Genomic DNA, 16,321 nt, shown 5'->3' on the forward strand with positions numbered 1-16,321 from the left:
AGGACCTCCCGATGAGACGTCTGCCGGCCGGACCGGCCGTGCTCGCTGTGCTCGCCGTGCTCGCCGTGTCCGCCTGCTCTGGGCCCGCGCCGCCCCGATCCGCCGCCCGGCCGACCGCTCCGAGCGCACCCGCCGAACTGCCCGCCCCCACCGGCGGGCATCCGGTCGGCAGCACGGTCCTGCATCTCAAGGACGCCTCCCGCCCCGACCCGTGGAACCTCGACGCCGAGGCCAGGGAGCTGAAGGTCACCCTGTGGTACCCGGCCGAGCGCGGTGACGGGCGGCGCGCGCCGTACATGACGCGGAAGGAGGCGGAGCTGCTGCTCAAGGGCAGGCGGATCGCGGGCGTGCCGGCGGACCTGCTGAGCGGGACCCGCACCCACGCCATCGAGAACGCCCGGCCCGCGGGCAGGCGGCTGCCGCTGGTCGTGCTCTCCCCCGGCTTCACCAACCCGGTCAGCACGCTCACCTCGCTCGCCGAGGACCTGGCCGCCCGCGGGTACGTGGTGGCCGGCATCGACCACGCGTACGAGAGCCACGCCACGACACTCGCCGACGGGCGCATCGCCGAATGCCTGGCCTGCGACAGCGACACCGACCCCGGCTTCGGCACGGGCGTGGTGGCGGGCCGGGCGGCCGACGTCTCCTTCGTGCTCGACCGGCTCCCCACGGCGTGGAAGGGCGGAGAACGGATCGACCGCTCCAGGATCGCCATGGTCGGGCAGTCGATCGGCGGCGCGAGCGCTCTGGCCGCCATGGCGAAGGACTCCCGGGTACGTGCCGGGATCGACATGGACGGCACCACCTACGCCAGGATCCCCAAGGGCTTCTCCCGGCCGTTCATGTTCCTGGGCTCGCCGCAGCACGCCTCAGGGGGCCGCGACACCTCGTGGGATCGCGACTGGAAGCTGCTGGGCGGGTGGAAGCGGTGGCTCGTGGTGACCGGGGCCGAGCACGCGTCGTTCACGGACGCGCCGCTGCTGGGCGACGCGCTCGGCGTCGAACCCGCCGCCGTCCTGCCCGCCGCCCGCGCCGCCGAGATCACCCGTACGTACGTGGCCGCGTTCCTCGACCGGCACCTGAAGGGGAGGCCGCAGCCGCTCCTGGACGAGCCGTCGCCGCGCTTCCCCGAGGTGCGGTTCTGTCCCTCGGCCTGCGGGGGATCCTGAGCCGCTGGGCAATTCTCGGCCTGCGTACGGCGAAGATCCGGGCAAACGCCGGACGCGCCGCCCCTGCCCGTGGCGTGCGGCGGCCTAGCGTCCTGTCCTGACGACCGTGGCGAAGGAGGGGGACGATGTCGGGCAGTGACGTCCGCGGTCTGCTCGCTCCGTTCCTGCTGCTGCTCATCTGCGAGCGGCCGGGTCACGGGTACGACCTGATCGAACGGCTGGCCCGGCTGGGGGCGTCCGACGCCGAGCCCGGCCAGGTCTATCGCGCGCTGCGCTCGCTCGAACGCGCCGGCCACCTGGCCTCCGACTGGGTCGCATCGGAGGCGGGCCCCGCGCGCAGGCGCTACGAGCTGACCACCGGCGGCATGGCCGAGCTGCAGGCGTGGATGCGGCGGCTGACCGAGGTACGCGGGCTGCTGGAGACCTGCCTGGACAGGTGGACGCGGATCAGCGGCGAAGCGGGCGGCCCCGAGCTTTCCGAGCGTTCCCCTGCCGGACGCGAAGAGTGGGAGGAGGCGTCGTGGGCACGGCCCCTGACATGATCGCCATGACCGCCGTGTCCGCCGCGATCGAGCGGCGGACCGCACCGGCCACCGCCCTCGGCGAGGACTCCGAGCGGATCGTCCGCGCCTGCCAGGAGATGGCGGAGCGGTTCCGCGACGGCGGCACGCTGCTGGTGTTCGGCACCGGCGGGTCGGTGGCGGACGCGCAGCACGTCGCCGTCGAGTTCGCGCATCCGGTCGTCGTGGGCAAGCCGGCGCTGCCCGCCGTCTCCCTGGCCACCGACATGGCCGTGACCACGGAGATCGCCCGCACCCGGAGCCTGGACGAGATCTTCGCCGCCCAGCTCAGACTGCTGGCCGGGCCGCGCGACATCGCGCTCGGCCTCTCGGCGGATGGCGACTGCGCCGCCGTACGCGAAGGGCTGGCGGCGGCGCGCGAGCTGGGGCTGCTCACGGTGGCGCTCACCGGCGGGCAGGCGGATCCCGAGGCGGACCACGTGCTCGCCGTACACTCCGACGACCCGCTGATCGTCAAAGAGGTGCACATGACGATCTATCACGTGCTGTGGGAGCTGGTGCACGTCTTCTACGAGCTGGAGGCGGCCCGATGACGGAGCCGGCCGAGCGCACGGGACCGGCCGACCGGCCTCCCGAGCCGACGATGACGGGCCACTGCGGCGACGAGGTCTGCGTCACCTGCTCCGACGTGGCCGTGCCGGTGCGCGTGCTGCGGCTGCTCGGCGACGACCTGGCGCTGGTCGAGACAGAGGCGGGGACCGAGGAGGAGGTCAGCGTGGCGCTGGTGGACGCGCGGCCCGGCGACGTCGTGCTCGTGCACGCCAAGGAGGCCATCGCGAGGAGGCGGCCGTGAGCACGGTCGGCGAGCCCGGCGGGATCGAGGCGCTTTATCCGTTCCTCGCGCCCGCGCCCACCGATCGGGAGGCCGTCGTCGCGGACCTGTGCGCGTCCACGCGGAGAAAGGCCGCCGAGATCGTCGAGCTGCGCAGGTCGCTCATCGATCTGCACGGCGAGCGGCTGGTGGCGTGCGCGCGGGCGATGGCGGCGGCGTTCGAGGCGGGCGGGCGGCTGTTCGCGTTCGGCAACGGCGGCAGCAGCACCGACGCCCAGGCGATCGCGCAGCTCTTCACCGCACCACCGGCACGAAGGCGCGCGGTCGCCGCGATCCCGCTGGCCCAGGACGTCGCGCTGCTCACGGCGCTGTCGAACGACGTCGGGTACGAGCTGGTCTTCGCCCGGCAGCTCGCCGCGCTTGGCCGCCGCGGCGACGTGGCCATGGGGCTGTCCACCAGCGGCGGCTCGGCCAACGTGCTCAACGCGATGGCGCAGGCGTCCAGGCTCGGCATGCTCACCGTCGGCCTGGCCGGGTACGACGGCGGGCCGATGGCGCAGGACGACCGGGTGTCGTACCTGTTCGTGGTGCCGTCGGCGTCCGTGCACCGCATCCAGGAGGCGCAGATCACCCTCTGCCACGTGCTGTGGGAGCTGACCCAGCGGGTGCTGACCGGCGAGACGTGACGGCCGATGTCCGAGGCGAGGACGCGCCGCATCCGGGTGCGGGTCGAGGGGCTGGTACAGGGCGTGGGGTTCCGGCCGTTCGTGTGCGGTCTGGCCGGTACGTACGGGGTGTCGGGGTTCGTCGGCAACGACCCGGGCGGGGTGTTCATCGAGGCCGAGGGCGAGCCCGGCGTGCTGGAGGCGTTCACCGCCGGGCTGACCGGCAAGGCGCCGCCGCTCGCCCAGGTCGAGCGCGTACGAGTGGAGCCCGCCGAGCCCGTCGGAGAGCCGGGTTTCCGCATCGTGCCCAGCCGGCGTTCCCTGTCCGGCGCGGGGCCCGCTGCGGGCGTGGCGCTGGTGTCGCCGGACGCGGGGACGTGCGCCGCCTGCCTGCGCGAGCTGCGCGACCCCGGTGACCGCCGCTACCGGTACGCGTTCGCCAACTGCACCGACTGCGGGCCGCGCTTCACCATCGTCACCGGCGTGCCGTACGACCGGTGCGCGACGACGATGGCCGGCTTCGCGATGTGCGCCGCCTGCGCGCGCGAGTACGCCGACCCCGCCGACCGGCGCTTCCATGCCCAGCCGGTGTGCTGCCCCGCGTGCGGTCCCGCGCTGCGCGCCCTCGACGCGGACGGCCGGCCGGTGGACGGCGACCCGATCGAGGTGGCGGCCCGGTGGCTGGAGTCGGGGCGGGTCGTGGCGGTCAAGGGGCTGGGCGGCTACCACCTCGCCGTGCTCGCCGCCGACGAGGCCGCCGTGGCCGCGCTGCGGGCACGCAAGCGCCGCGAGCGGCGGCCGTTCGCGGTGATGGCGGCGGACGTCGCGGCGGCGGGGACGCTGATCCACCTGGACCAGGCGGCCGAGCGGCTGCTCACCGGCACGAGCCGCCCGATCGTGCTGGCTCCGCGCCGCCCCGGTGCGCCGGTGGCCGACGCGGTGGCGCCGGGGGCGCGGGATCTCGGGGTGATGCTGCCGTACACGCCGCTGCACCACCTGCTCTCCGACCGCCTGTCCGCGCCGTACGTGCTGACCAGCGGCAACCTCACCGACGAGCCGATCGCCTACCGCGACGAGGAGGCGCTGCGGCGGCTGGCGGGCGTGGCCGACGGCTTCCTCGTGCACGACCGGCGCATCGAGGCCCCCGCGGACGACTCCCTGGTGCGCGCCTTCCGCGGGCGCGCGCTGACGTTGCGCCGGTCCAGAGGGTACGCGCCCGCCCCCATCGCCGTGCCCTGGCGCTTCCCCCGCCACGTGCTGGCCTGCGGCGCCCAGCTCAAGAACACCTTCTGCGTGGCCAAGGGGAACCAGGCGTTCCTGTCGCAGCACATCGGCGACCTGGAGAGCTACGAGACGCTGCGCTGCTTCACCGAGGGCGTCGAGCGCTTCTGCCGGCTCTTCGGCGTACGCCCCGCCGTGGTCGCCCACGACCTGCACCCGGAGTACCTGTCCACCGCGTACGCCCGCGAGCGCGAGGCCGTGGACCTGGTCGGCGTGCAGCACCATCACGCGCACATCGCCTCCTGCCTGGCCGAGCACGGTCACGGCGGGCCGGTCATCGGGGTGGCGTTCGACGGGCTCGGCCTGGGCACCGACGGCACGCTGTGGGGCGGCGAGCTGCTGGTCGCCGACCTCGCCTCCTTCCGGCGGGCGGGGCATCTGGAGACGGTGCCGATGCCGGGCGGCGCGGCGGCGGTGCGGCAGCCGTGGCGGATGGCGGCGGCCTGGCTCGACCGCGTGCACGGGAATGTCCCGGCGTTGACCGAGCGGCATCGGGACCTGTGGCCGGCGGTCGTCCAGATGGCGCGAACGGGGTTGAACGCGCCGCTCACCTCCAGCGCCGGGCGGCTGTTCGACGCGGTCGCGGCGGTCGCGGGCGTCTGCGACGTGATCGGGTACGAGGGGCAGGCGGCCGCCGAGCTTGAGGCCAGGGTGGACGCCGGGGAGCGGGGCGCGTACCCCGTCCGGCTGGTGGCGGGCGACCCTCTGGTCATCGCGGCGGGCGACCTGGTCGCGGCGGCGGCCGAGGACGCCGCGGCGGGGGTGGACGCGGGGCGGATCGCCGCGCGCTTCCATCGCGGGCTGGCCGATGCGGTGGTGCGCGCGGTCGAGGTGCTGGGCGAGGAGACCGGGCTGCGCACGGTGGCGCTGTCCGGCGGTGTCTTCCAGAACATGGTGCTGCTTGAGGCCATGGTGTCGGGCCTGGAACGCGCGCGCTTCCGGGTGCTGACGCACTCCCGGGTGCCGCCGGGCGACGGCGGCATCGCGCTCGGGCAGGCGGTCGTCGCCGCGGCCGACGACCGCCGTTGATCTTCCCGTACGGCCACAGCGGATCTCCCGTACGGCCCAGCGAGTCTTCTTGTACGGCGTCAGCGAGTCTTCTCTTACAGCGTCAGCAGATGCGCGGCAGCGGGTCGCCGACCAGCATGTCCACGATCCTGGTGCCGCCGAAGGCGGTGTTGAGCAGCACCATCCCGGCCGGTCCGGGCTCGATCGAGCCCACCACCGCCGCGCCCTCGCACACCGGGTGAGCATGCAGTGCCGCCACCGCGGCCTCGGCGTGCTCGCCGTCCACCACGGCCACGAACCTGCCCTCGCACGCCACGTACAGCGGGTCAAGGCCGAGCAGCTCGCAGGCGCCGCTCACGATCGGGCGGACGGGAACGGCGCGCTCGTCCACCGTCACGGCCACGCCCGCGCCGCGCGCGACCTCGTTCAGCACGGTCGCGACCCCGCCCCTGGTGGCGTCGCGCACCATCCGCACCGGTACCGCGTCGAGCAGCGCCGCGACGGCGTCGTGCACGGGCGCGGTGTCGGAGGTCAGGTCCGCCTCGATGTCCAGGTCGCCCCTGGCGATCATGACGGTGATGCCGTGCTCGCCGATCGGCCCCGACACGATCACCGCGTCGCCCGGCCTGACCTGCGGCTCGCCCAGCGTGACCGGCCGATCGAGCACGCCGACGCCGGCCGTGGTGACGTAGCAGCCGTCGGCCTTGCCGCGCTGGACCACCTTGGTGTCGCCGGTGACCACCCGCACCCCGGCCCGCTCGGCGGCGGCGGCCATCGAGGCGGCGATCCTGCGCAGGTCGGCGATCGGGAAGCCCTCCTCCAGGACGAACGCCGCCGACAGCGCCATCGGCCTGGCCCCGCAGACCGCCAGGTCGTTGACGGTGCCGTTGACCGCGAGATCGCCGATGTCGCCGCCGGGGAAGAACAGCGGGGAGACCACGTACGCGTCGGTCGTGAACACCAGCCGGCCGGTGCCGAGGTCGAGCGTCGCGCCGTCGTCCAGCGGCCGCAGCGCCGGGTTGCTGAAGGCGTCCACGAAGACGGCCTCGATCAGCGTCCTTGACGCCTTGCCGCCCGCGCCGTGCGCCAGCGTCACCCGCTCCTCGGTGATCTTCGGCTTGCGGTTGCGGGCACGTTCGATCCGTTCGAGGACTTGCTCCTCGCGGGAGGCGGGCTCGTGACGGCCGGACTCGGCCAGCGCCCGTTCGGCCCACGCCGCCGTGGTGGGGACCCTGTCGCTCATGTGCGGCTCCCCAGGGTCACCGGCACGGGCTCGCGCCTGCGGGTGAAGCGGCCGAAGTTGTAGTACGCGGCGCAGGCGCCCTCCGACGACACCATGCAGGTGCCGATGGGCGTCTCCGGCGTGCAGGCGGTGCCGAACACCTTGCACTCCCACGGCTTCAGCACGCCCTTCAGCACCTCGCCGCACTGGCACGCCTTGGGGTCGGCCACCCGTACGCCAGGCACGGAGAAACGCGTCTCGGCGTCGTAGCGCGCGTACGCCTCCCGCATCCGCAGCGCGGAGTTCGCGATGAAGCCCAGCCCGCGCCACTCGAAGTGCGGCCGCAGCTCCATCACCCGGGAGATGGCCGACAGCGCCCGCCGGTTGCCGTCCCACGGCACCACCCGCGTGTACTGGTTCTCCACCTCGGCCCGGCCGTCGGCGAGCTGTTGCAGCAGCATGTACACCGACTGCAGCACGTCGAGCGGCTCGAACCCCGCGCACACCAGCGGCCTGCCGTAGTCGCGGGCGATGAACTCGTACGGCCGGCAGCCGATGACCGTGGAGACGTGGCCCGGCCCGATGAAGCCGTCGAGGCGCAGGTCCGGCGAGTCCAGGATGGCCTTGATCGCCGGGATGATCGTCACGTGGTTGCAGAAGACCGCGAAGTTGCCGATGCCCTCGGCCTCGGCGCGCAGCACGGTCATCGCCGTGGACGGCGCGGTGGTCTCGAACCCGATGGCCATGAAGACGACCGTGCGGTCCGGGTTCTGCCGGGCGATCTTGAGCGCGTCCAGCGGCGAGTACACCATGCGGACGTCCGCGCCCGCGGCCTTGGCGTCGAAGAACGAGCCCTGCCCGCCGGGCACCCGCATCATGTCGCCGAACGACGTCATGATCACGCCGGGCTCTCGGGCGATGGCGATCGCGTCGTCCACCCGTCCCATCGGGATGACGCAGACCGGGCAGCCGGGGCCGTGCACCAGCGACACCGACTCGGGCAGGTAGTCCTCTAGCCCGTGCTTGTAGATCGTGTGCGTGTGACCGCCGCACACCTCCATGAAGGTGTAGCGCCGTCCGGGCTCGCACAGGTCCCGGATGCGCGCGGCCAGCCTCCTGGCCTCGCCGGCGTCGCGGTACTCATCGACGAACCGCACTGTCCCGCCTCTCAGGTGATGTCGGATTCCGCGAGCGCTTCGAGCTCATCGGTGTACGCCTGCCCGAGACCGCGCAGGAGCTCCAGCGTGGCCGCCGCCTCCCGCTCGTCGATCTTGGACATGGCGAAGCCGACGTGCACGAGCACCCATTCGCCGGGACGTATGCCGTCCTGGTCGACCAACCCGACGTTGATGACCCGGCGGACGCCCGCGACCTCGACCTTGGCGAGTTCGGGCTGTCCGGGGATGAGTTCGACGATCTCGCCGGGAATGCCCAGGCACATCGGCCGCCTCGTTTCCTTTCACATCCGTCGCATGGTGATGTAGCGCTTGATGGCGGGCAGTTCCCGCCAGACCATCGTGATGATCGCGGCCCCTGCGAACAGGGCCAGCCACTTGCCTAGCTGCCGCATGTCGGCCTTTCACCTCCTCTCGCGCTAGCTGGGTGAGAGGTTCGGCATGCCCGACACGATCGGGTTCTCCTTGCGTGGGCGTACGCCCGTGGAGCGCCGCGCGTCGGCGGTGCCGTCCTTGCGGTGGCCGCGCTGGCGGCGGTAGTTGCCCGTCGCGTTGCCCTGCCGCACGCCTTTGACGTGCGAGGGCGTGTCGGGCTGCACGTCGGGCTCGCCTACGCGAATGCGTGCCATGTCGTCCTCCTCATCGGTCGGGTACGGCTTCATCGAGTTCCGCGAAGAAGGCCGCGATGCGGTCCCAGAGGCGCTGCCCGCCGGACATGCCCGTCCACTCGCGGCGGACCAGCGCGACGAGCCGGTGGCAGTCGTCGATCGGCACCAGCCAGCGCTCGTCCATGCCGCGCACCATCGCGACCAGGAACGCCTCCACCGCCGGGCGCATCGACGCCAGCTCCGCGTGGCGGCTCGCGAGCCGGTCCCAGGCGTCGGCCTCCACCTCCCAGCGGGTGGCGCCGGCCGGGCTCGGGTAGTGCGCGACCACCGTGCCGCCGGAGCCGCGGACGAAGAACGCCAGGCCCACGGGCACGCCCAGCTCGGACGGCGACGGCCCGGCCAGGCGCAGCCGCCGATCGGGCACCAGCAGGAACCGCCCCGGCGCGCCCTCTCCATGCTCGAACAGCAGCGCGCAGGCGCGGCAGGCGCACAGCAGCAGGTCCTTGCGCTCCTCCAGCAGGTGGGCGTGCTCGCCGGGCAGCGGCTCGCCGCACAGCTCGCATGGCTCGGCGGCCCGCCTGCGGGCTACCGGCCGCTCCATCACCCGCCCGAGCGCGGTCGCGGGACCGGACGTGCAGCCGGATTGGAGGCCGGGCGCTACGCCGGGCGTGAGGCCGGGAGCGGGACCGCTCATGGGGCCGTCCCTGAGGAGGCGGCGGGGTGGCGGGCGAGCGGGCCTGTCTCAGAGGCGGCGGGGCGGCGGGCGAGCGGGCCTGTCTCAGAGGCGGCGGGGCGGCGGGCGAGCGCGTCGAGCGGGATGAACGCCGTCTCCCGCTCCCCCGCAGAACCCTGACCCACGGTCACCCCGTGCAGCACGAACAGGTGCGCGAGCAGCACGTCATCAGCCAGCGACGCGCCCAGCTCGGGCGAGGCCGCGGTGACCCGGTCCACGACGCGGGCGAGCGCCTCCCCGTACACCCCGGCGAGCGTGGCGATCGCGTCGAGCGCCAGCTCGGCGGTGGGCCCCTGGGCCGACTCCAGCTCGTTCAGCAGCTCCTCGAGCAGCTCCAGCCGCCCGGCGACGGCCCGCTCGTCCAGCCTCTCCGGCCGCTGCTCAGTCATGCCCGCCGCCGAACATCGGCGAGTGCAGCTTGCGCACCGTACGCCCCTTGCCGAGGTACATGTGGACACCGCAGGGCAGGCACGGGTCGAAGCTGCGCACCGCCCGCATGATGTCCACGCCCTTGAAGTTCTCGGGCCCGTTCTCCTCGAAGATCGGCATGTCCTGGACGGCGTCCTCGTACGGGCCCGGCGTGCCGTAGTGGTCGCGCGGGCTGCCGTTCCACGGCGTCGGCGGGTACGGGTGATAGTTGGCGATCTTGCCCTTCTCGATCACCAGGTGGTGCGAGAGCACGCCGCGCACCGCCTCGTGGAAGCCCACGCCGATGGCCTGGTCCGGCACGTCGAAGTCCTGGAACACCTTGGTGTCGCCGCTGCGCACCCGCTGCATCGCCCGCTCGATGAAGTACACGGCCATGGCGGCGGCGTACGCGACGAAATAGACGCGGGCGCGGTTGCGCTCGATGGCGTTGGACCACTGCGGGATCCGCCACTCCAGCGTGACCTCGGGCAGCTCGGGCCCCTTCGGCAGGTTGATCTGCACGCTGGAGCCGGTCGACTTCACATACGGCGTGTCCACCAGCCCGGCCAGCGCGGTGGTGTAGAGCCGCGCGAACGGCCCGCCGCCGGTGTCCAGCGCCAGGTGGTCGCCGGTGCGCTGGTCGAACCAGCGCGGGCTCATCACCCAGCTGTACTTGCCGTCGAAGTCCCGCTTCTGCGGGGCGGGCAGCGTGGTCTGGTTCCACGGGTGGCGCATGTCCACCGGGTTGCCGAGCGGGTCGTGGGTGACGAACGGCTCCTCGTTCACCCAGTCCTCGTAGTAGGAGCTGCCGAGCAGGATGCGGATGCCGAGGTTGATGTCGACGAGGTTGGTCGTGATGAGCTCGCCGTCCACGACGATGCCGGGGGTGACGTACATCGCCTTGCCCCACTCGTTCATCGTGTCGTAGCGGTAGTCGACCACGTCGGGGTCCTGGAAGGCGCCCCAGCAGCCGAGCAGCACCCGGCGCCGGCCGACCTCCTCGTAGCCGGGCAGCGCCTGGTAGAAGAAGTCGAAGACGTCGTCGTTGAGCGCCACGGCCTTCTTGATGAAGTCGATGATGTTCATCAGCCGCGACAGGTAGTCGGTGAAGACTGACGGCGACGGCATCGTGCCGACGCCGCCCGGATAGACCGTCGACGGGTGCACGTGCCTGCCCTCCATCAGGCAGAACATCTCGCGCGTGACGCGGCTGACGGTCAGCGCCTCCTTGTACGCCTCGCCCTCGAACGGGTTGAACGCCCGCATGATGTCGGCGATCGTGCGCCTGCCGTGGATGCCGGCGTTCGGCGCGTCGGTGGTCTCGGCCCGCTGCAGCACGCTCGGGTTGGTGCCCTTGACCATAGCCTCGCAGAAGTCGACGAAGACCAGGTTGTCCTGGAAGAGCGTGTGGTCGAACATGTACTCGGCGGCCTCGCCGAGGTTGATGATCCACTCGGCGAGCTTCGGGGTCTTGATCCCGTACGCCATGTTCTGCGCGTAGACCGAGCACGTCGTGTGGTTGTCGCCGCAGATGCCGCAGATGCGGCTGGTGATGAACCCGGCGTCCCGCGGGTCCTTGCCCTTCATGAACACCGAGTAGCCGCGGAACAGCGAGGACGTGCTGTGGCACTCCACCACGCGCTGGTTCTCGAAGTCGATCTTGGTGTAGATGCCGAGGTTGCCGATGATCCTGGTGATCGGGTCCCAGGACATGTCGACGAGCGTCCCCGGCTTGTGCGCTGCTTTCTCCTGCTGCTCGATGGCCATCGGCCGTGCTTTCCTTCCTCGTGCTCGCCGGCGGCTCTACGGGCGCCAGCGCGGGTTGTATCCGCTGGTCAGCGCCTCACGGTTGTGCCGCCACCGGGGCTCTCTGTTGACGGTGTGGTTGGTGAGGCCGCGCATCCTGCGGACGAACGCCCCGTACGGCTTGATCAGGACCGACGACAGGTGGCCGCCGGGCGGCTCGTCCATGAACGGCATGAACTTGTCCGGGAAGCCCGGCATGGTGCAGGCGATGCAGATGCCGCCCACGTTCGGGCAGCCGCCGATCCCCCGCATCCACCCGCGCTTGGGCACGTTGCAGTTGACCACCGGGCCCCAGCAGCCGATCTTCACCTGGCACTTGGGCGAGTTGTAGTCGCGGGCGAAGTCGGCCTGCTCGTAGTAGGCGGCCCGGTCGCAGCCCTCGTGGACGGTCTTGCCGAACAGCCACTGGGGCCGCAGCATCTCGTCGAGCGGGGGCGGCGGCGCGCTGCCCGCGGCGTGGTAGAGCACCCAGGTCAGGGTCTCCATGAAGTTGTCCGGCTGAACCGGGCAGCCGGGGACGTTCACGATCGGCAGCCCGCCGGTCGAGCGGAAGTCCCAGCCGAGGTAGTCGGCCAGGCCCATGCAGCCCGTCGGGTTGCCGGCCATCGCGTGGATGCCGCCGTACGTGGCGCAGGTGCCGATGGCGACCACCGCCCACGCGCGCGGGGCGAGCCGGTCGATCCAGGTGTTCAGGGTGAGCGGCTGGCCGGTCTCCGGGTCGTTGCCGAACGACGTCCAGTAGCCGTCGCCGTTGATCTTCTCGTTGGGCACCGAGCCCTCGATGACGAGGATGAACGGCTCCAGCTCGCCGCGCGCGGCGGCCCTGAACGGCGCCAGGTAGTCCTCGCCGCCGAGGCTCGGCGACAGCACCTTGTTGTGCAGGTGGACCTTGGGCAGGCCGGGAATGTTGCCGTTGACCACGTCCTCGATCGCGGGCTGCGTCGCCGCGGTGATCGAGACGGTGTCACCGTCGCAGCTCATGCCCTCGGATATCCACAGGATGTGCATCTCGTCGTAGCCGGCGGTCGTGCCGCCCTGCTGCTGCGTCTGTGTCATGCGCGCACCTCGCTGGCGTCCTGCTGGTAGGTGATCGACTCGACGACGACCCCGGCGTCGGCCGCGAGCTCGACGTCCACGCCGCCGCAGCGCGGGCAGGCGACGAGCGCGAGCGCGTCGGTCGCGGGCGTACGCGCGCCGCAGCCGCCGCAGCTCACCGCGGGCGGCTCGATGATCAGCTCGATCCGCGCGTCCTCGGCCGGCGTACCGGCCGCGGCCACGCGGAAGCCCTGCTCGACCACCTCCGGGTCGGCGCGGTGCCCGGCGAACGAGACGCGGACGCGTGCCGCGGCCACCCGCCGTCCCTCCGCCCTGCGCAGCAGCGCCTGGACGATCTCGTCGCACATTCCCGTCTCATGCATCGGCGCGCTCCCTGTCGGCTGCTGGGTCGGCTGCTGGGTCGGCTGCTGGGTCGGCTGGTGGGTCGGCTCGTCGGTGGGCCTCGTCACACGCCAGTGCCGTCACCGCCGCGACCGCGCCTTCGACGGCGGCGGCGACGGGCTCCGACAGGCCCATGACCTCGTCGATGGTCTGGGGGCGGCAGCCCACCAGCAGCACTCTGGGCACCCGGCCGCCCAGCCTGGCGAGCAGGTCGAGCACCGCCTGGGGATGCATGCCGTGCCCGTTCACGGGCGGCGACGTTTCGGGGACGGGCTCGTCGTCGATCTCCAGGACGGCCACGGTGCCGGGCGGTCCGTCGATCTCGACCGCGTCCACCATGATCAGCGTGTCGTACGCGCCGCCGAGCAGCTCGTAAGCCAGGTGGACGCCGCGGATGCCGTAGTCGGCCACCCGTACCGACGCCGGCACGGCCATGGGATCCATGCGCCGGACCACCTCGACGCCGAACCCGTCGTCGCCCAGGAAGACGTTGCCGATCCCGGCCACCAGCACCCGGTTCATGCGGGCTCACCGTCCAGCGGCTCGGTCTCGTCGGGCGAGAAGTAGCGGTAGCGGCCGTACCACTGGTTCAGCTCGGCCGCCGGGTCGTCCTCCAGCGTCACCGCGAGGTGGGGGGCGCCATCGACGTCCTGCAGCACCGCCTCCACCAGGGCGGTCCTGCCGTCGAGGAACATGTCCTGCGGATCAGAGCCGCGCAGCCTGGGCCGCAGCCGCACCCTGCTGCCCCTGCGCACGACCTTGCCCGCCACTTCGACGGTGTCGCTGTGCGCCTCCGGGTGCCACGAGGGCGCGGGGCTCTGCGGGTCCCTGATCGTGCCGTGCAGGCGGGCCAGGTCCTCCGGGGTCATCGCCTCGACCCGGTCGATGATGGCGGCGGCGCGCGGGTCGGTTGCGCGCGCCTCCCGCTTCTCGGCGTCGGTGAGCGTCAGCGTGCGCAGCGACAGGATCTCGTCGATCTCGGTCGCGTCGTGCAGGTCGCCGGGGCTCTCCGGGGCGACGCGCGGGTTGTCGTAGAGCAGGATCGGCGACGACAGCACCACCTGCTCGCCGCTCAGCACCGGGTACGTCTGCGCGTTCACGCACTTGCCGGCCGCCTCGCACGCCCAGCCGGGCGGGTCGAGCAGCGAGACGAACCGGCCGCCCGGCACGGTGAGCAGCGTGTGGCAGGCGATCAGGGCGTGCGGCAGCGCCTCGTCCCTGGGCGCGTCCCGCGGCGGGCCCAGGGTGGCGTTCTCGGTGCGTACGCGGAGCTTGAACAGGCTCTCCCCCGCGCGCAGCGGCGCGTCCGCGGTCACCTTGCACGGCGTCAGCGAGAGCGTCACCCGGGTGCTCAGCGGCCACTCGCGCCACCGCGTACGCCCTTCGCCGCCGGGCAGCGGGCTGACCGTCTCCGAGCCCGGAATCTTGAGGTTGAGCAGCTTCTCGCCGGCCAGCAGCTCCGCCACGGACGCCGCGACGTCGAGCTCGCGCGGCACCCCCTCGTCGAAGCCCAGCACGTCGCCGACCCGGTCGGCCGCCCGGTGGCCGCCGCCCGGCAGCCGCTCCTCGGGCGTGCGGCGGCGCAGCTGCAGGAACCGGAGCCGGCCCCGTACGGTGGCGCCGGCGGGCGCGACGAGCAGGCACTCCGTCTGCTGCCACCACGACTCCGCCGAACCCGCCACACCGCCGCCCTCAAGGTCGTGCGCCCTCGCCCACGACTCCGGCAGCAGCACGCCGAACTGCCACCTGACCTGGTTCTTCGGCGATGAACGGCGATAGGGATAGAGCAGGTAGCCCTCGTACAGGACGGAGTCCGCCACCGCCAGCGCGGCCCGGAAACCGGGCACGGCGTCGATGTCGTTCGCCTCCACGGGAGTGGCCCCCTTGCTTCCCCTGGTCGTATGTGACTCTTCTCGGTATAGCCACGCCGACCTGGGACAAGTAGGTGAGCCACTCCCCTAGGTGCAGTCCTCACTTAGCGGTTCTTGGTGATCCATCCGGGCGGGAATCGGGGCTTGCGTTCCGAACGCCCGCTCCACCCCAACAGGATTTGGCCACCGCCTTGCCTCGCGGACCGCCTCACAGCCACGTGCGGAGGTCGTCGATGTCGACGAGCGGCAGGCCCCAGCGCAGCGCGGACGCCTCCAGGTCCGCCGCCCCGGCCATGACGCCGTCCGGGCGCATCACCTCGCAGCACACGCCCACCGGCGGCAGGCCCGCGGCCAGGCACAGGGCGACGGTCGACTCGGTGTGCCCGGCGCGCTCGCGCAGCAGGCCCGGCCTGGACGCGATCGGGATGACGTGGCCCGGCGTGACGAAGTCGGCGGGCGTGGCGTCGGGGCGGGCGAGCTGCCGTACGGTCGCGGCGCGCTCGGCGGCGCTGACCCCGGTGCCGGTGGAGGCGGCCAGGTCCACCGGCGCGTGGAAGGCCGTGCCGTGGCGGTCACCCGGGCCGTCCAGCGCCGGGATCTCCAGCCGTTCCAGCACCTCCGGCGCGCAGGGCACGCACGGGTAGCCGTACACCTCGGTCAGCAGGAACGTGAACGCCGCCGGGCGCAGGCCCGCCCCCGCGAAGATCACGTCGCCCTCGGCCTCGCGGGCGGGGTCCCACACCATGACCGCGCCGCCCGCGGCGATCTGGCGTACCGCCTTCTCCACCCCGACCCGGCCCGACAGGTGCCCGGCCCAGCCCAGCGCGGCGACCGCCTTGGCGACGTGCGCGCTCGCCGTGGCGGGCGCGGCCGCCAGCCTGCCCACCATGTCCGACTCCAGGTTGACCCGGTCGCCCACGGACAGCTCGGCCAGCGTCGTCCCGGCGAGCGTGGACGGGATCAGCGCCACCGAGAAGCGGTCCTTGACGACCTCGGCCACGGTCAGGCTCACGCCGTCCACCGCGATCGAGCCCTTCGCCATGACCTTGGCCATGAACCGGTCCGGCGGCCGGATCCACAGCCGCCGCCCCAGCCCGGGATCCTCGTCGGCGCGTACGACCTTGCCGACGCCGTCGACGTGCCCCTGCACCAGATGCCCGTCCAGCGGGTCGCCGACGGTCAGCGGCGTCTCCAGGTTCACCCGCCGCCCGGGCTCCGGCATCTCGTCGAACGTCGTGCGGCGGCGGGTCTCGGTGCTGACCGACATCCTGATCAGCTCGCCCTCGACGTGCTCGGCGGTCAGGCGGATCCCCGCCACGCTCAGCGACCCGCCGGGCGCCAGCCGTCCCGCGCACTTGGGCGCCCTGATGACGACGTCGTTCGCGCCGACGGACTCGATCACGCCGATCTCGTGGATTCTGCCGGTGAACATGCCCTTCCCCTTTCACGCTGGTGTCCGGCCGCGCTCGCGGCCCGATGGCGTCAGGGACCCGATCATCGGAGTCCGAGAAGGGGGCGGGGTATCACCGCATGGCTCCGGAATCACACCGGATCGTTCCTCCGACGGGAGAAACCGGCGGGCTGT

Annotated in this window: 19 protein-coding genes; 6 read left to right on the forward strand and 13 right to left on the reverse strand. The window is 72.7% G+C overall.

What is annotated here, in order from left to right; translation table 11 throughout:
* Nucleotides 1-11 precede the first annotated feature (11 nt).
* The 6 genes from ACFMQL_RS12970 to hypF all read left to right on the forward strand — a co-directional run bounded on the left by ACFMQL_RS12970 (nt 12) and on the right by hypF (nt 5,497).
* Nucleotides 12-1,169, forward strand: coding sequence for an alpha/beta hydrolase (locus ACFMQL_RS12970; RefSeq protein ID WP_364064206.1), 1,158 nt, complete (start codon nt 12-14; stop codon nt 1,167-1,169).
* 125 nt (nt 1,170-1,294) lie between these two features.
* A complete protein-coding gene (locus tag ACFMQL_RS12975; RefSeq protein ID WP_364064209.1) occupies nt 1,295-1,711 on the forward strand; it encodes a helix-turn-helix transcriptional regulator in 417 nt (138 codons plus the stop codon).
* Nucleotides 1,690-2,283 (forward strand): SIS domain-containing protein, encoded by a 594-nt coding sequence (locus ACFMQL_RS12980; RefSeq protein WP_364064211.1) that lies wholly within the window; start codon nt 1,690-1,692, stop codon nt 2,281-2,283. The genes ACFMQL_RS12975 and ACFMQL_RS12980 overlap by 22 nt, the downstream gene beginning before the upstream one ends.
* Nucleotides 2,280-2,543 carry a HypC/HybG/HupF family hydrogenase formation chaperone gene (locus tag ACFMQL_RS12985; RefSeq protein WP_364064214.1) on the forward strand — a complete coding sequence of 88 codons (264 nt, stop codon included), beginning with the start codon at nt 2,280-2,282 and terminating at the stop codon, nt 2,541-2,543. The genes ACFMQL_RS12980 and ACFMQL_RS12985 overlap by 4 nt, the downstream gene beginning before the upstream one ends.
* On the forward strand, nt 2,540-3,208 hold the full coding sequence (locus ACFMQL_RS12990) for an SIS domain-containing protein (RefSeq protein WP_378785791.1): 669 nt from the start codon (nt 2,540-2,542) through the stop codon (nt 3,206-3,208). Before ACFMQL_RS12985 ends, ACFMQL_RS12990 begins: the two co-directional genes overlap by 4 nt.
* A 6-nt stretch (nt 3,209-3,214) precedes the next feature.
* Nucleotides 3,215-5,497 carry a carbamoyltransferase HypF gene (hypF, locus tag ACFMQL_RS12995; RefSeq protein WP_378785792.1) on the forward strand — a complete coding sequence of 761 codons (2,283 nt, stop codon included), beginning with the start codon at nt 3,215-3,217 and terminating at the stop codon, nt 5,495-5,497.
* An 82-nt stretch (nt 5,498-5,579) separates the two neighbouring features.
* On the opposite strand, the gene hypE is transcribed toward hypF, so the two are convergent.
* From hypE to ACFMQL_RS13060, 13 genes are all read right to left on the reverse strand, one after another.
* Nucleotides 5,580-6,719, reverse strand: coding sequence for a hydrogenase expression/formation protein HypE (gene hypE / locus ACFMQL_RS13000; RefSeq protein ID WP_364064223.1), 1,140 nt, complete (start codon nt 6,717-6,719; stop codon nt 5,580-5,582).
* Nucleotides 6,716-7,855, reverse strand: a complete 1,140-nt coding sequence (gene hypD, locus ACFMQL_RS13005; RefSeq protein WP_364064226.1) for a hydrogenase formation protein HypD — start codon at nt 7,853-7,855, stop codon at nt 6,716-6,718. Before hypD ends, hypE begins: the two co-directional genes overlap by 4 nt.
* A gap of 11 nt (nt 7,856-7,866) precedes the next feature.
* Nucleotides 7,867-8,139 carry a HypC/HybG/HupF family hydrogenase formation chaperone gene (locus ACFMQL_RS13010; protein WP_364064228.1) on the reverse strand — a complete coding sequence of 91 codons (273 nt, stop codon included), beginning with the start codon at nt 8,137-8,139 and terminating at the stop codon, nt 7,867-7,869.
* 18 nt (nt 8,140-8,157) lie between these two features.
* Entirely contained in the window at nt 8,158-8,268 is a 111-nt protein-coding gene (locus tag ACFMQL_RS13015; RefSeq protein ID WP_378785793.1) for a DUF6893 family small protein, read from the reverse strand.
* Between the two features lie 24 nt (nt 8,269-8,292).
* Nucleotides 8,293-8,502, reverse strand: coding sequence for a hypothetical protein (locus ACFMQL_RS13020; RefSeq protein WP_364064231.1), 210 nt, complete (start codon nt 8,500-8,502; stop codon nt 8,293-8,295).
* Nucleotides 8,503-8,512: 10 nt separating this feature from the next.
* Complete coding sequence (locus ACFMQL_RS13025; protein ID WP_378785794.1) at nt 8,513-9,175, reverse strand: DUF5947 family protein; 663 nt, start codon at nt 9,173-9,175, stop codon at nt 8,513-8,515.
* A complete protein-coding gene (locus ACFMQL_RS13030) occupies nt 9,172-9,603 on the reverse strand; it encodes a hypothetical protein (protein WP_378785795.1) in 432 nt (143 codons plus the stop codon). Before ACFMQL_RS13030 ends, ACFMQL_RS13025 begins: the two co-directional genes overlap by 4 nt.
* The gene (locus ACFMQL_RS13035) at nt 9,596-11,389 is read right to left on the reverse strand and encodes a nickel-dependent hydrogenase large subunit (protein ID WP_378785796.1); all 1,794 of its coding nucleotides are present in this window, start codon (nt 11,387-11,389) and stop codon (nt 9,596-9,598) included. The genes ACFMQL_RS13030 and ACFMQL_RS13035 overlap by 8 nt, the downstream gene beginning before the upstream one ends.
* Before the next feature lie 36 nt (nt 11,390-11,425).
* Nucleotides 11,426-12,484 (reverse strand): hydrogenase expression protein HypE, encoded by a 1,059-nt coding sequence (locus ACFMQL_RS13040; protein WP_364064243.1) that lies wholly within the window; start codon nt 12,482-12,484, stop codon nt 11,426-11,428.
* Nucleotides 12,481-12,933, reverse strand: a complete 453-nt coding sequence (locus tag ACFMQL_RS13045; protein WP_378785797.1) for a hydrogenase/urease maturation nickel metallochaperone HypA — start codon at nt 12,931-12,933, stop codon at nt 12,481-12,483. The genes ACFMQL_RS13040 and ACFMQL_RS13045 overlap by 4 nt, the downstream gene beginning before the upstream one ends.
* Nucleotides 12,839-13,387, reverse strand: a complete 549-nt coding sequence (locus ACFMQL_RS13050) for a hydrogenase maturation protease (protein WP_378785798.1) — start codon at nt 13,385-13,387, stop codon at nt 12,839-12,841. The genes ACFMQL_RS13045 and ACFMQL_RS13050 overlap by 95 nt, the downstream gene beginning before the upstream one ends.
* The gene (locus ACFMQL_RS13055; RefSeq protein ID WP_378785799.1) at nt 13,384-14,736 is read right to left on the reverse strand and encodes a hypothetical protein; all 1,353 of its coding nucleotides are present in this window, start codon (nt 14,734-14,736) and stop codon (nt 13,384-13,386) included. The genes ACFMQL_RS13050 and ACFMQL_RS13055 overlap by 4 nt, the downstream gene beginning before the upstream one ends.
* Nucleotides 14,737-14,944: 208 nt before the next feature.
* Nucleotides 14,945-16,168, reverse strand: coding sequence for a riboflavin synthase (locus tag ACFMQL_RS13060; protein ID WP_364064254.1), 1,224 nt, complete (start codon nt 16,166-16,168; stop codon nt 14,945-14,947).
* Nucleotides 16,169-16,321: the final 153 nt, after the last annotated feature.

Source organism: Nonomuraea fastidiosa (assembly GCF_042751225.1).
Lineage (GTDB): Bacteria > Actinomycetota > Actinomycetes > Streptosporangiales > Streptosporangiaceae > Nonomuraea > Nonomuraea fastidiosa.

Bases quoted from the DNA above. Each gene is read 5' to 3' on its own strand.
- ACFMQL_RS12970 (WP_364064206.1), top strand. From the start codon at position 12: ATGAGACGTCTGCCGGCCGGACCGGCCGTGCTCGCTGTGCTCGCCGTG.
- ACFMQL_RS12975 (WP_364064209.1), top strand. From the start codon at position 1,295: ATGTCGGGCAGTGACGTCCGCGGTCTGCTCGCTCCGTTCCTGCTGCTG.
- ACFMQL_RS12985 (WP_364064214.1), top strand. From the start codon at position 2,280: ATGACGGAGCCGGCCGAGCGCACGGGACCGGCCGACCGGCCTCCCGAG.
- hypF (WP_378785792.1), top strand. From the start codon at position 3,215: ATGTCCGAGGCGAGGACGCGCCGCATCCGGGTGCGGGTCGAGGGGCTG.
- hypE (WP_364064223.1), bottom strand. From the start codon at position 6,719: ATGAGCGACAGGGTCCCCACCACGGCGGCGTGGGCCGAACGGGCGCTG.
- ACFMQL_RS13010 (WP_364064228.1), bottom strand. From the start codon at position 8,139: ATGTGCCTGGGCATTCCCGGCGAGATCGTCGAACTCATCCCCGGACAG.
- ACFMQL_RS13015 (WP_378785793.1), bottom strand. From the start codon at position 8,268: ATGCGGCAGCTAGGCAAGTGGCTGGCCCTGTTCGCAGGGGCCGCGATC.
- ACFMQL_RS13020 (WP_364064231.1), bottom strand. From the start codon at position 8,502: ATGGCACGCATTCGCGTAGGCGAGCCCGACGTGCAGCCCGACACGCCC.
- ACFMQL_RS13025 (WP_378785794.1), bottom strand. From the start codon at position 9,175: ATGAGCGGTCCCGCTCCCGGCCTCACGCCCGGCGTAGCGCCCGGCCTC.
- ACFMQL_RS13030 (WP_378785795.1), bottom strand. From the start codon at position 9,603: ATGACTGAGCAGCGGCCGGAGAGGCTGGACGAGCGGGCCGTCGCCGGG.
- ACFMQL_RS13035 (WP_378785796.1), bottom strand. From the start codon at position 11,389: ATGGCCATCGAGCAGCAGGAGAAAGCAGCGCACAAGCCGGGGACGCTC.
- ACFMQL_RS13040 (WP_364064243.1), bottom strand. From the start codon at position 12,484: ATGACACAGACGCAGCAGCAGGGCGGCACGACCGCCGGCTACGACGAG.
- ACFMQL_RS13050 (WP_378785798.1), bottom strand. From the start codon at position 13,387: ATGAACCGGGTGCTGGTGGCCGGGATCGGCAACGTCTTCCTGGGCGAC.
- ACFMQL_RS13060 (WP_364064254.1), bottom strand. From the start codon at position 16,168: ATGTTCACCGGCAGAATCCACGAGATCGGCGTGATCGAGTCCGTCGGC.